Origin of the sequence: Mycobacterium kiyosense (assembly GCA_021654635.1) — a bacterium.
GTDB lineage: Bacteria > Actinomycetota > Actinomycetes > Mycobacteriales > Mycobacteriaceae > Mycobacterium > Mycobacterium kiyosense.
Genome location: AP025179.1, coordinates 3,350,327 through 3,363,499, shown reverse-complemented (window position 1 = coordinate 3,363,499; position 13,173 = coordinate 3,350,327). Strand labels below are relative to the sequence as shown.

Genomic DNA, 13,173 nt, shown 5'->3' with positions numbered 1-13,173 from the left:
TTTTTTCGCGTCACACTCCGGCGGGGACTCGCTTGTTCGCGGCGCGCATCTCTTGGCGCAACGCGGTGAACTCCGAGATCGTCCTGGTGGCCACCGAGGCGACCGGACGGTTGTTGCGGCCGGTGGCCTCGGTCTTGGACACCATCACCACGCTGTCGATATACGGCTGGATGGTGGTGGCGTTCTGCACGGTCGCGACGATCACCAGCTGGAACCCGAACTTGCGGAACGCCTGCAAAGCCTGCTGAGCGAACTGCGGGTCGGACTTGGAGAACGCCTCGTCGAGCATCAACTGGGCGAAAACCGGCCTGTTATCCGTGCTTTCGGGGCTGGCCAGGTTGAAGCTCAGCGCGCCGGCCAGGCAGAACGCCATCAGCTTCTCCTGCTCGCCGCCGGAGTTGTCGCCGGCGTTGCTGTGCGTGCGAATCAGTTCGTCGCTGCTGACGTCCCATTCCGCGCAGTCGAAGGTGAACCGGTTGCGCACGTCCAGGGCGTCGCGGGTCCACGCCCTGTCCTCGGGCGCGGTGGAGGCCAACCGGTTGCGCAGACGCAGGATGTCGGCGTACTGGTCGAGGATCGCCTGCTTGTCGCCGAGCCCGACCTCGGCGATGCGCCGTGAGATGGCGCGCACGATCTCGGTGAGTTCGTCGACGGCTGGCAGCTGCCGCGGGGTCGCCCGCAGCGTCAACCGGGTGCCGCGGTTGAACTCCACCGCGCCCAAACCGGTGTTCACCCGGTCGATCTGCTCGCTGATGCGCCGCGTCTCCTGCTGAGCGACCCGGTGCAGCGTCAGGATCGCATCCGGGGCCTGCTCGGTGACCAGTCGCAGCATCCGCTCGTAGGCGTCGGGCAGTTCGCGCTCGTCGATGTGCCGGCACAGCGCGACGTAGTCGTGTACCCGTTCGTCGAAGTTGTCGCTGTCATTCGGGATGGCGTCGGGGAACGAGGTGTCGAAGGTGTTGAGGATGCGGGCCAATTCGTCGTAGGAGCGGCGGCGGCTCTCGCGCAGCTGTTCGCGGTCTTTCTTGATGGCCGCGAACAACGCCTCCCGGTGCGGCTCGGGATCCAGCAGTTCCAGCGCTACCGGGATCGCGGCGGCGTAGCGGTGCAGCAATTCGGTCAGTGGTTCGGAGACGAACGCCGGCGCCAACCGGTCCTGCAGGTCCAGCAGCCGGGTGCGCCGCTCGTCCAGGCTGTCGCGGCGCATCTGGATCGCCCCGCGCCGCGTCATCAATCTCTGTATCTGCGACCAGCATTCGTCGGCACGGGCATTGAGGGCGTCCAGATCGGGGTGATCGGACAGCAGCAACTCGTACTGCTGGCGCAGGCGCTCGGCGTGCCCGTCGGCGGTATCGGTGTCGATGTGACTCCACTGCGGGAACTGCTCACAGATCGCCTTGCAGGCCACCGCGCGGTCCCGCCACCGCTGGCGCTGGGCGGCGATGGCATCGGCGGTGTGGCGGGCCTGCCGGTAGGTTTCTTCGGCGGCGGCAAGTTCCAGCGTCAGCGCATTGATCTTGGCCGACACGTCGCCCTGGTAGAGGTATTCGGACGGCTTGATCGGGCGCCGGTCGTCCTTGATCGCCAGCCGATCGGAGTCCTTGTACAAGCCGGTGTCGGTGACCGCGCGGCGGAAACGGGCGAAGACGTCTGGGCTCTCGACGCAGACGTGGTCGCCGGCGGCGGCGATGACGTCGACGGCCTCGGCCGCGCACGGGTGGCCGGGGTCGACGGCGAACAGCTTGCCCGCCAACGTTTTCGGGTCCAAATCTGCAGGCGCGGCACGCAGGAACTTGGTCCGGACATGATGCAGCTGAAGGCGGCCGCGCAGGTCGGTCTCGTTGACGAACCGCAACACCGCCGCCCAGTGCTGGTCGGGCACCAGCAGCCGAAGTCCGGTGCCGCGCAGCACCTTCTCCACCGCCAGCCGCCACCGGGTCTGGTCGGGGTGCAGGTCCAGCAGTTCGGCGATGTAGGGCAGATCGGCCGGGTCGGCCCGCACCGCGGCGCAGATCTGGTCGCGCATCGCCAGCGCGAACTCCGGCAGCGCGGAGACGACGTGTTCGACGCGGCGCAGTTCCTTGGCGGCCTCGTCGCGGGCGATGCGGGCCGATTTCTGCGCGTACTCGGCGTCGGTGGAGGTCTCCCGGTTCCGTTCCACCTTGGCCAGCATCTCGGTGGCCTCGGTCAGCAGTTGCTCGCGCAAGTTCCAGAATTCGTCGGCCGTGTCCGGGATCTCGATGTCCTGGGCGGACAGCAGGTCTTCGTATGCGGCGCGGCGACGGCTGACCTGCTCGGCTTCGGCCTCGGCGGCGGTGACCTGCGACTGCAGCGGGGCGATGTTCGCGCTGGACCCGCTGATCTGGGCGTTGAGCGAATCTGCTTCGGCCTTGGCCAGATTCAATGACCGGGTGACATCCTCGTACTCGTTCTCCAGCTGGTCGATGGTGCTGTCCAGGGCGGCGATCTGAGCCGGGCACTGCGCCAGCCGGACGTGGTCGCTGAACGCGCGCACCATCGGCGCATCAACCAGGTCGATGATGCCCAGGTCCGACGACTCGGCGGCGTAGCGCTGCTGCACCTGCTCGATGTCGCCCAGGATGCGCCGCTTGCGCTGGGCGACCGCGAGCAGCTCCCGAGCCTCCACCAGCGGGTCGATCTGCTTGAGTGCTTCGGGTAGCCGGGCCAGGCTGTCGGGTTCGTCGAGCATGAAGTCGCGGACGAATTGCTCAAGTCCGCCAACGCTTTTCAGTGACTTCGCCTTGCCGAGCAACTGTTGGGCCGCATCGGAGGCCCGGATGCCGATGGTGGCGTACAGCTGCGCCAGATACTGCGACTCGACCTTGGTGGAGAACCGCCAAGCCTCCTTGAACACGCCGACATCGAAGCGGTTGGCCGCCCATCGATTGCAGATCTCCTAGATGTCGAGGTCGCCGTCGCCCAACACGAAGCGACTCGACGAGTCGCTGCGGGAGTCGCCGGTCAGCCACTTGAGCACCAGGCCGGTGACGGTGCGGCCCGACTCACCGGTGTAAGTGACCGCGACCGCCGACCACGCGGTTCCGTCGCCGCGCAGGTACATCACCCGGCTGGTGCCGCCGTCACTGCGCTGACCCCAGGCTCCGCGCACATACTTGTCGACGGTGCGGCGTCCGGCGCTGGACCCCGCGGCGGTGTGGTCGCCGGAGGCGTTGAAGTTGCGCCGGTTGAACGGCAGGAAGCCAAGCGAAATCGCATCCAGCAGTGAGGATTTACCGCTTCCCGATGCTCCGGCGATGAGCGCACCGCCGCTGCTGAACGGGATGCTGTGGTAGCCGTCGAAGACGCCCCAGTTGATGATCTGCAGCCGGGACAGGTGGAATTGTTCAGTCGTCATCGGGCTCGGCTTCGTCGTCCGTCTCCTGCGGAATGCCGCCACTGAGCAACTGCTCGAATTGCTGCTGCAACTCCGTGATGACGGAGGCGGTCATGATGGCGGTGATCACCGGGCTGATCGTGTAACTGTCGTCGTCGTCACGGCTTCGGCGCAGGATCTCCAAACCGGTCAACCGGGCGATGGCGCCGTCGATGCGGGCGGCGAACGTGACCGCGTCGCGATCGGTGTCGTTGAGCACCCCGGAGAACAGGCCGTGCATTTCTTCGCGGCTGATCAACACGGCCTGCCCGCCGGATGCGCGCATCATCTGGGCCAGGTGCAGCGCCAGGATCGAGTCGTAGGTGCCCAGCGGTTCGCGGCGCAAAAGCTTGATGCCCCTGGCTGATTCGTAGCGGGCCTGTTCGATGAACGCGATCTCCGTTCCGTCGGTGATGCGCAGTTGCAGGTCGAGTTCGGAGAGCCGGACCGACAGCTGGGCGCGGTACTCGACGACCCAGCTGTAGATGTCGGCGTCGGCCTCGGCGCTGATGTAGCGGCGGGTGAGCAGGTGCTGCAGCGCCCAGCACGCGCGGTCGGGCAGCTCGGAGACGTCGCCCTCGAAACGCGGCCTGCGCCCCACCGGCGGAGTCGCCGCCTGATCGACCTGCGGCAGCGACGAGAAGTCGATATCGGTCTCAATGGTCACGTGCCGGCTCCCGCGAGAGTGGTGATCGGTTCGGTGAAAGTCAAACGGGGAAGCTCGATTTCACGGTCGGGGCCGGCCAGGGAGCGAAACCGGACGGCGGTCGACCCGACGGTGCCGTCTTGGGGTTGCTTGAGCGCCCAGGACCACAAAACGATGACGTGACCGAGGTAGGCGGTGTCCAGCATCGCGACGGCGTCCGGCAGGCTGACGGGTCCCTTGCGCAGGCTGTCGTTGAGGGCGTCCGCCATGGCGGGTGCGTCGACCTGCGTGGTGAGGGCAGCGAAGGTGGTCAGGTCGACCTCGCCGGTGGCGGCCTCAGCGGGTTTGGGCCTGGACAGGTCGCCGATCTTGAAGCTCAGTGCGCCGACCGAACTGATGGCGTGCCGGGCCAGCGGGACGTCGATGTCGAGGCGGGAGTCGGTCAGCGAAGTCTTGAGCAGCGCACGGGCCGCGCCGATGGCCTGGTTGAGCTGACGGGCCACGCCGCGGCGCTGCTCCATGGTGCCGAATGCGGTGAACCGCTTGACGCGCTGGGCGCAGCGCTGCTGAATGCGCTCCACCTCGTCGATCTGGTGGCCGACGAGTTCGAAGAAGCCGGTCATGATCTTGCGCAGATCCGGGTCGAGGGCGGGCAGCGCGTCGGCGACGGCGGCCACGTCGGCCTCGAATTCGGCACGCTGGTCGGGGTCGTTGACCATGCGCAGGAAGGCGCGGTGCGAGTCACGGCCTCGGGAGTCCCAGGCGGCCTGGTAGTCGGAATACATCTGGCGCTGCCGGTCGCGGTATTCCACGTTGCTGTCGATGGGTTCGTCCAGGGCGGCGGTGGCCTGCTCGATCATGGCACCGTACTGGCCGATGTCGGTGATCAACCGTTCCATCTGCAAGGCGATCGCGCGCGCTTCGTCGTAGCAGTCGGTCACGTCCGGTGCCGGGCGTTGGCCCGCGTCGAGCTGGTCGAGTTGCTGGTGCAGGGCGTCGATCTCGGCCTCGATCTGCTTGCGGATGCGGGCCGGGTCGCTGTCCACCCGCAGGGCGACCTGCTTGAGCCGGGCGGCGAAGCCCGGTGATCGAGCCCCCGGTGGCGATGGTGTCCTGACGACGCATGCCGCGCAGGAAGTCCAGCGCGCGGCGGGTGTCCTGGGTGAGATAGCAGAGGTTCTGTTCGTGGCCGGCCCGGCTGTCCACGACGCGGTGCAGCCAGCCCTGGCCGGCCCAGGATTTGATCAGCGCGAGCCCGGACTGGGGCTCGCCCAGCTCGGCGAGATCGCGTTCCAGCCGCACCACGAGCTCGGTCTCCGGGACGGCGGTGTCGCTGAGGTGGCGTTCCATCAGCGTCGCGTAGAGGCCCAGGTTGAGCGTGGCCAGCAGCCGGACCGCCCGAGAGCCCTGCAGGTCGCGGTTGAGCGCGAGAAGGTCTGTCGCCGACAGGCCCGCGTAGTCGTCCACCGTCGTCCCTTGCTCTTGTCGTTCGTCCGGACGCCCAACATAGGCCACCGGGCCGACAAGTCCGGTGCGCCGCGGAGCCGTGTCGGCTGAAAATGGCGCTCTGCCAGGGCCTTTCCGTGAAATGAGAGATGCATGTTGCTGGTGTGCACACTGTGGCTGATGTGCCGGTTGGATTTCGTCCCTGCCTGCGCGAGCGTCCTCAGAGGGATGGTCGGGGCGCACCGTTCGCCGGCCTTCGGGGCCGCTCGCGCCGAGGACTTGTCGGTCCCGTTGACTACCCTGGCAGACATGGCTTTCGCCACCGAACACCCAGTAGTCGCGCACTCCGAATACCGCGCCGTCGACGAGGTCGTCCGCACCGGCGCCAAATTCGAGGTGGTCAGCCCGCACCAGCCCGCCGGTGACCAGCCGGCGGCCATCGACGAACTGGAGCGGCGCATCAAAGCCGGGGAGCGGGACGTCGTGCTGCTCGGCGCCACCGGCACCGGCAAGTCGGCGACGACGGCCTGGCTGATCGAACGCCTGCAACGGCCCACCCTGGTGATGGCGCCGAACAAGACGCTGGCCGCACAGCTGGCCAATGAACTGCGGGAGATGTTGCCGCACAACGCAGTCGAGTACTTCGTGTCGTATTACGACTACTACCAGCCGGAAGCCTATATCGCGCAGACGGACACCTACATCGAAAAGGACAGCTCCATCAACGACGATGTGGAGCGCCTCAGACATTCCGCGACCTCGTCGCTGCTGTCCCGGCGCGACGTGGTGGTGGTCGCCTCGGTGTCCTGCATCTACGGCCTGGGCACCCCGCAGTCCTACCTGGACCGCTCGGTGGAACTGCAGGTCGGAAACGAAGTGCCCCGGGACGCGCTGCTGCGGCTGCTGGTCGACGTGCAGTACACCCGTAACGACCTCTCCTTCACCCGCGGCTCCTTCCGGGTACGCGGCGACACGGTGGAGATCATCCCCTCCTACGAAGAGTTGGCCGTCCGGATCGAGTTCTTCGGCGACGAGATCGAGGCGCTGTACTACCTGCACCCGCTGACCGGGGACGTGGTGCGCCAGGTCGACTCGCTGCGCATCTTTCCCGCCACCCACTACGTCGCCGGCCCGGAGCGGATGGCGCAGGCGATCTCCACCATCGAGCAGGAACTGGCCGAACGCTTGGCCGAGCTGGAAGGTCAGGGCAAGCTGCTGGAGGCGCAGCGGCTACGGATGCGCACCAATTACGACATCGAGATGATGCGCCAGGTCGGATTCTGCTCGGGCATCGAGAACTACTCGCGGCACATCGACGGCCGGCCCGCGGGCTCGGCGCCGGCCACCCTGCTGGACTACTTCCCGGACGATTTTCTGCTCGTCATCGACGAGTCGCACGTCACCGTGCCGCAGATCGGCGGCATGTACGAGGGCGACATGTCGCGCAAGCGCAACCTGGTCGAATACGGGTTCCGGCTGCCGTCGGCGGTCGACAACCGGCCGCTGACCTGGGAGGAGTTCGCCGACCGGATCGGGCAGACGGTGTATCTGTCGGCCACTTCCCGGACCATACGAACTCAGCCAGACCGGCGGGGGAGTTCGTCGAACAGGTCATCCGCCCGACCGGGCTGGTCGACCCGAAGGTGGTGGTCAAGCCGACCAAGGGCCAGATCGACGACCTCATCGGCGAGATCCGCAAACGCGCCGAGGCGGACGAGCGCGTCCTGGTGACCACACTGACCAAGAAAATGGCCGAAGACCTCACCGACTATCTGCTGGAGATGGGCATCCGGGTGCGCTATCTGCACTCCGAGGTCGACACCTTGCGCCGGGTCGAGTTGCTCCGACAGCTGCGGCTCGGCGACTACGACGTGCTGGTGGGCATCAACCTGCTGCGTGAGGGCCTCGACCTGCCCGAGGTGTCCCTGGTGGCGATCCTGGACGCCGACAAGGAAGGCTTCCTGCGATCCACCCGCAGCCTGATCCAGACCATCGGCCGCGCCGCCCGCAACGTCTCCGGCGAAGTCCACATGTACGCCGATAAGCTCACCGACTCCATGAACGAGGCGATCGACGAGACCGAGCGGCGGCGGGCCAAACAGATTGCCTACAACGAGGCGCACGGCATCGACCCGCAGCCGCTGCGCAAGAAGATCGCCGACATCCTCGACCAGGTCTACCGCGAGGCCGACGACACCGAAGTCGGCGTCGGCGGATCGGGGCGCAACTCCTCGCGCGGTCGGCGGGCCCAGGGCGAGCCGGGTCGTGCCGTCAGTGCGGGCGTCATCGAGGGACGCGACACCTCCTCGATGCCGCGCGCCGAGCTGGCCGATCTGATCAAGGACCTCACCGCGCAGATGATGGCCGCCGCGCGGGACCTGCAGTTCGAGCTGGCGGCCAGGTTCCGCGACGAGATCGCGGACCTCAAGAAGGAGTTGCGGGGTATGGACGCCGCCGGCCTCAAGTGACGCAGACAGCGCGCGCGACCGGCAGCTGGCGTGACCTGCTGGGTCACCATCTGGGTACCTGCACCGTGCTGGCCGGCGGCGTCGCGATGTACGCCACCAACGAGTTCCTCACCGTCAGCCTGCTCCCCAGCGCCATCGCCGAGATCGGCGGCAGCCGCCTCTACGCCTGGGTGGTCACGCTGTATCTGGTCGGCTCCGTGGCCGCGGCCACCACCGTCAACGCGACATTGCGGCAGTTCGGAGCCCGCGTGTCATTTCTGCTGGGACTGTCCGTGTTCGGGGTGGCCAGCCTGGTATGCGCGGTCGCCCCGACCATGCAGGTGCTGATCGCGGGCCGCACCTTGCAGGGGGAGTCGCCGGGGGCCTGCTGGCCGGACTCGGCTACGCGCTGATCAACGCCGAACTGCCGCGCGAGCTGTGGACCCGCGGGTCCGCGCTGGTCTCGGCGATGTGGGGGGGGTCGCCACGGTGGTGGGCCCCGCGATCGGCGGGGTCTTCGCGCAGTACGGCCTGTGGCGCTGGGCTTTCGGGACGATGACGGTGCTGAGCGTTTTGATGGCGGCCCTGGTGACCGCGGTGCTGGGCGCCGAGCGGGCCGTCGCGGCGGGGGAGCACTCCACCCGCCAGGTGCCGGTGTGGTCGCTGCTGGTGATCGGGGCCGCCGCGCTGGCGGTCAGCGTCGCACAACTACCGCGCAACGCCGCCGCCATCGCCGGCCTGGTGTTCCTCGGGCTGCTGCTGGTCGCGGCATTCATAGCGGTCGATCGCCGGAAGCAGGCAAAGGTGCTGCCGCCCAGCGTGTTCGGCTCCGGTCCGTTGAAGTGGATCTACCTGACCATGGCGATGCTCATGATGGCGGTGATGGTCGACACGTACGTGCCGCTGTTCGGGCAGCGGCTGGGACACCTGTCACCGGTCGGCGCCGGCTTCCTGGGCGCCTCGCTGGCTGTCGGATGGACGGTCAGCGAGGTCGTCAGCGCGTCGCTGCACAACCGACGTGTCATCGGATACGTCGTGCTGGTCGCGCCGCTGTTGATGGGGACCGGGCTGGCGGTGGGCGCCCTGACGCAGAGCGCGGACGCTTCGCCGAGCCTGGTCGGGCTGTGGGCGCTGGCTCTGGTGATCGCCGGCATCGGCATCGGCATGGCTTGGCCACACATGTCGGTGCGGGCCATGGAGTCCGTCGACGACCCGGCCGAGAGCAGCGCGGCCGCCGCCGCGATCAACACCGTGCAGCTGATCTCCGGAGCCTTCGGCGCCGGGATCGCCGGCGTGGTCGTGAACACCGCTCCGGGCGACGCGGTGATTCAAGCCCGCTGGTTGTACGCGGTGTTCACGGTGCTGGCCGCGGTCGGTGTGCTGGCGGCGTATCGGGCGACTCGCCGGGATCGGCGGTCACTGCGTTAACACCGCACCTCTTACGGTAGGAGCGTGACGGAGACGGTCAGTGAGACCGGCAGTTGGCGTGAGCTGTTCGGTCGGCATCTGGGCACCTGCACCGTGCTGGCCGGCGGCGTCGGACTCTACGCCACCAACGAGTTCCTCACCGTCAGCATGCTCCCGAGCATCGTCGCGGACATCGGCGGTGAACGCCTGTTCGCCTGGGCGACCACGCTCTATCTGGTCGGCTCGGTGGTCGCGGCGACCACGGTGAACCCGATGCTGGTGCGGGTCGGAGCACGATCGTCATATCTGATGGGGCTCACCGTCTTCGCGTTGTCGAGCCTGGTCTCGGCACTGGCGCCGAACATGCAGATCCTGGTCGCCGGACGCATGCTGCAAGGCCTCGCGGGCGGCCTGCTGGCCGGTCTGGGGTATGCGCTGATCAACTCCGCGCTGCCGCGCCAGCTGTGGACCCGCGGCTCGGCGCTGGTCTCCACGATGTGGGGGGTCGCGACGCTGGTCGGACCCACAACCGGAGGGATCTTCGCCCAGCTGGACTTGTGGCAGTGGGCGTTCGTGTCGATCGCGTTCGCCGCCGCACTGATGGCGCTGCTGGTGCGGAAAGTGCTGCCGGCTGGGCATATCGGCGGCGAGAAGCCGATCGCCCACCCGGTGCCGGTCTGGTCGCTGCTGCTGATCGGGGCGGCTGCGCTGGCCGTCAGCGTCGCGGAGCTGCCGCAATACCGGATTCAGACCTTCGGGCTGCTGGCCGCCGCCGCGCTGCTGGTGGTGGTCTTCGTGATCGTGGACTGGCGGATGCACGTCGCGGTGTTGCCGCGCAGCGTGTTTGGTTCCGGGCCGCTGAAGTGGATTTACCTGACCATGGCCGTGCAGATGGTGGCGGCGATGGCCAACACCTATGTGCCGTTCTTCGGGCAGAAGCTGGCCGACCTGAGTCCGGTGGAATCCGGGTTTCTGGGGGCCGCGCTCGCCACCGGGTGGACCCTCGCCGAGGTGGTCAGCGCGTCGCTGACCAACCGGCAGGTGATCGGGCATGTGGTCGCGGTGGCTCCGCTGGTGATGGCGTCCGGCCTGGCGCTGGGTGCGGTAACGCAGCGTCCTTACGCCTCGCTGTCGTTCGTGCTGCTGTGGGCGCTGGCCCTGCTGATCACCGGTGCGGGCATCGGAATGGGGTGGCCTCATCTGGCGGTCCGGGCGATGACCGCCGTCGACGACCCGGCCGAAAGCAGCGCGGCGGCCGCGGCGATCAACATCGTCCAGCTGAGTTCCGGGGCGTTCGGCGCCGGACTGGCGGGCGTCGTCGTCAACACCGCACCCGGCGGCGAGGTGACGTCGGCGCGCTGGCTGTTCGCGGTGTTCACCGCACTGGCCGCCCTCGGATTCCTCAGCTCCTATCAGGCAACCCACCGCGACCGACGCTCACCGGGTCGACTTGACGACCTGTGAATAGTGGAACTGCCACCGCTCGACGATGTGAAAACCCAGATGGCCCGGGAACTGATAGGCCGGTGAGCGCCCGAACGCTCCCGGCGGAAGTGACTGTCCCACTTGGTGATCGGGCTGCGAAGGGTCGTGGTTGGTGATGGTCCACAGGGTGGAGCATTTGTTGATCTTGGCGGTCGTCAGCCAGACCGCGACGTGGCCGTCCCACAACGTGCCGGCCTTGGGTCCGTAGGCGCCCCGTTCGATGTCGATCAGGGAGTGGAAGGCGGCCGGCCGGGTGGCCACCAGGGCGCGGATCGGCCCGGGCAGCCAGGGCACCGTGTTGTCCAGCAACAGACAGTCGCCGGGTGCGGCGTGGGCGCTGATGACGTCCGCCACTTGGCTGTAGTCCCACCCCTCCTTGGCGTACGGCCCACGCTGGATGAAGTAGTAGCCCGGAAACGCGGCCACGGCCATGGCTACCAGCAGGGCGGCCACCTGCCACCGGGTGCGGGCGATGGCGACGATGCAGATTGCCAGGATCACCGCCGCGGCGGGGGCGGTGAAGATCAGGTATCGCGGGTAGTAGATCGGTTCGCTGAGCGCCGAGTAGATCAGCACGGTGCCGGTCGGGATGACCACCCACAGCACACTGATCAGCAGCAACCGGCCGGTGCCGGCCTCGGCCCTGGCGCGCCCGGCCAGCCGGAGGCCAGCCGCGACGACCACCAGGACACCGGCGAGGATGGCGAAGGCGATGCTGTGGTCGAAGAACTGCCGGTGCACGACGTCGAGGAACAGGTTGCGGTGCAGCCCCGCGATCCAGCCGACCTGAAAGACCTGGTTGTGGGCGAACAGCAGGAAAGGCGTCATCGCTCCGAGCGCGACGGCCGACGCCACCGCAAACCAGATGGCCGGCCGCTTACGCGGCTTGCCCGGGGCCACCGCGGGCAGGATCGCCGCGTACACCGGCACCAGCAGCACCGTGTTGATGCTGACCAGAATGGTGAGCATCAACGCCAGCGCGTAGGACACCCACATCCGGGCCCGATTACGTCGCACCGCGGCGACGAACAGCACGGTCAGCCAGACCGCGGCGGCGACCGACAGCGCGTAGGAGCGGGCCTCGATGCCCGCCCATGTCACCCTGGGCAGGATCGCGAAGACGACGCCCGCGCACAGTGCCGTCGTCCGCCCCGCGAACTGCTTCGCGAACACCACCACGCCTGCGGCGGCTGCCCCCACCGCCAGCGCGCTGGGTGCTCGTGACCAGAATTCGGTCGGGGGGAAGATCGCGAACCAGCCGTGCATCAGCAGGTAGTAGAAGCCGTGGACGGCGTCGATGTGGCTCAGCAACTTCCACAACTCGGGCAGCGTGCGGCTGGCCGACGCCGAGATCGTCGCGCCTTCGTCGTACCACAGCGACGGTCGCGCGGCCCAGGCGCCGCTGACGACCGCGGTCAGCGCGGCTATCGCCCACGGGTCCAGCAACCTGCCGCGCGAAGTTGCCGACGACGCCGATTCGGCGCCGTCAGCCACGGGATCTTCGACGACAGGGGTAGACATGATCGCCTACCACCTTAAGTGGAGCTTTGCCGAACAGTGCAGTTGAGCGGCCCGGCGACGTGAGCTGCGCAATGCGGCGGACACGACCGTGAGGGCTGCCACGCCGCAAATCTCTCCCACCACGGTCCAGCAACGCGATACTGTCTTGGGTTGGCTGAGAAACCGACACCTGGGAGGGTAAATGAGCGCCTATCAAACCGTTGTCGTAGGTACTGACGGCTCGGATTCGTCGCTGCGCGCGGTCGAGAGGGCGGCCAAACTCGCCGGAAGCGACGCCAAGTTGATCATCGCGTCGGCGTACCTGCCCCAGCAGGAGGACGCCCGCGCGGTCGACGCCCTCAAGGGCGAGAGCTACAAGGTGACGGGCACCGGTCCGATCTACGACATCCTGCACACGGCCAAGGAACGGGCGCACATCGCCGGCGCGAAGAACGTCGAGGAGCGCGCGATCGAAGGCGCCCCGGTGGATGCGTTGGTGCAGCTGGCCGAGTCGGAGAAGGCGGACCTGCTGGTGGTCGGCAACGTCGGCTTGAGCACGATCGCGGGACGGCTGCTGGGATCGGTGCCGGCCAACGTCTCGCGTAAGGCGAAGGTCGACGTGCTGATCGTGCACACCACGTAGCCGGCCTACCAGCCGCGCTCACGCCATTCGGCCAGGTGTGGGCGTTCGGCGCCCAGCACGGTGTCGTCGCCGTGGCCGGGGTAGATCACGGTGGCGTCGTCGTACACGTCGAACACCCGGCTGGACACGTCGTCGAGCAGCTGCTCGAAGTCACCGGGTTGCCAGGTCTTGCCGACGCCGCCGGGGAATACCGTAGGCTCTTAAT

The 13,173-nt window shown here is 67.8% G+C and carries 4 protein-coding genes and 5 pseudogenes; 4 read left to right on the top strand and 5 right to left on the bottom strand.

All coding sequences use genetic code 11. The annotated features are described in order from the left end of the window. Positions 1 to 10: 10 nt before the first annotated feature. From L6444_RS15790 to L6444_RS15780, 3 genes and pseudogenes are all read right to left on the bottom strand, one after another. A pseudogene (locus tag L6444_RS15790) lies at positions 11 to 3,376 on the bottom strand (ATP-binding protein). Beyond that, entirely contained in the window at positions 3,366 to 4,061 is a 696-nt protein-coding gene (locus L6444_RS15785) for a DUF4194 domain-containing protein (RefSeq protein ID WP_236975262.1), read from the bottom strand. The pseudogene L6444_RS15790 and the gene L6444_RS15785 overlap by 11 nt, the downstream one beginning before the upstream one ends. Beyond that, positions 4,058 to 5,507, bottom strand: a pseudogene (locus tag L6444_RS15780) (DUF3375 domain-containing protein). The gene L6444_RS15785 and the pseudogene L6444_RS15780 overlap by 4 nt, the downstream one beginning before the upstream one ends. 288 nt (positions 5,508 to 5,795) lie before the next feature. Between L6444_RS15780 and uvrB the strand changes: the two are divergent. The 3 genes and pseudogenes from uvrB to L6444_RS15765 all read left to right on the top strand — a co-directional run bounded on the left by uvrB (position 5,796) and on the right by L6444_RS15765 (position 10,804). Next, a pseudogene (uvrB, locus tag L6444_RS15775) lies at positions 5,796 to 7,954 on the top strand (excinuclease ABC subunit UvrB). Then, positions 7,951 to 9,361 (top strand): annotated as a pseudogene (locus tag L6444_RS15770) (MFS transporter). Before uvrB ends, L6444_RS15770 begins: the two co-directional pseudogenes overlap by 4 nt. Before the next feature lie 24 nt (positions 9,362 to 9,385). Continuing rightward, positions 9,386 to 10,804, top strand: coding sequence for an MFS transporter (locus tag L6444_RS15765; protein ID WP_236975260.1), 1,419 nt, complete (start codon positions 9,386 to 9,388; stop codon positions 10,802 to 10,804). Here the strand turns inward: L6444_RS15765 and L6444_RS15760 are convergent. Continuing rightward, positions 10,778 to 12,346: a mannosyltransferase gene (locus L6444_RS15760; protein ID WP_236975258.1), complete on the bottom strand. Its 1,569-nt coding sequence runs from the start codon at positions 12,344 to 12,346 to the stop codon at positions 10,778 to 10,780. The two genes, L6444_RS15765 and L6444_RS15760, sit on opposite strands and share 27 nt — an antisense overlap. A 181-nt stretch (positions 12,347 to 12,527) precedes the next feature. Between L6444_RS15760 and L6444_RS15755 the strand changes: the two genes are divergently transcribed. Further along, a complete protein-coding gene (locus L6444_RS15755; protein ID WP_236975256.1) occupies positions 12,528 to 12,968 on the top strand; it encodes a universal stress protein in 441 nt (146 codons plus the stop codon). A 5-nt stretch (positions 12,969 to 12,973) separates the two neighbouring features. Here the strand turns inward: L6444_RS15755 and L6444_RS15750 are convergent. Next, positions 12,974 to 13,159 (bottom strand): annotated as a pseudogene (locus L6444_RS15750) (MBL fold metallo-hydrolase); the annotation flags it as partial. Between the last annotated feature and the right edge of the window lie 14 nt (positions 13,160 to 13,173).

Coding starts and splice junctions, on each gene's coding strand:
- L6444_RS15760 (WP_236975258.1), bottom strand. CDS start 12,346: ATGTCTACCCCTGTCGTCGAAGATCCCGTGGCTGACGGCGCCGAATCG.
- L6444_RS15755 (WP_236975256.1), top strand. CDS start 12,528: ATGAGCGCCTATCAAACCGTTGTCGTAGGTACTGACGGCTCGGATTCG.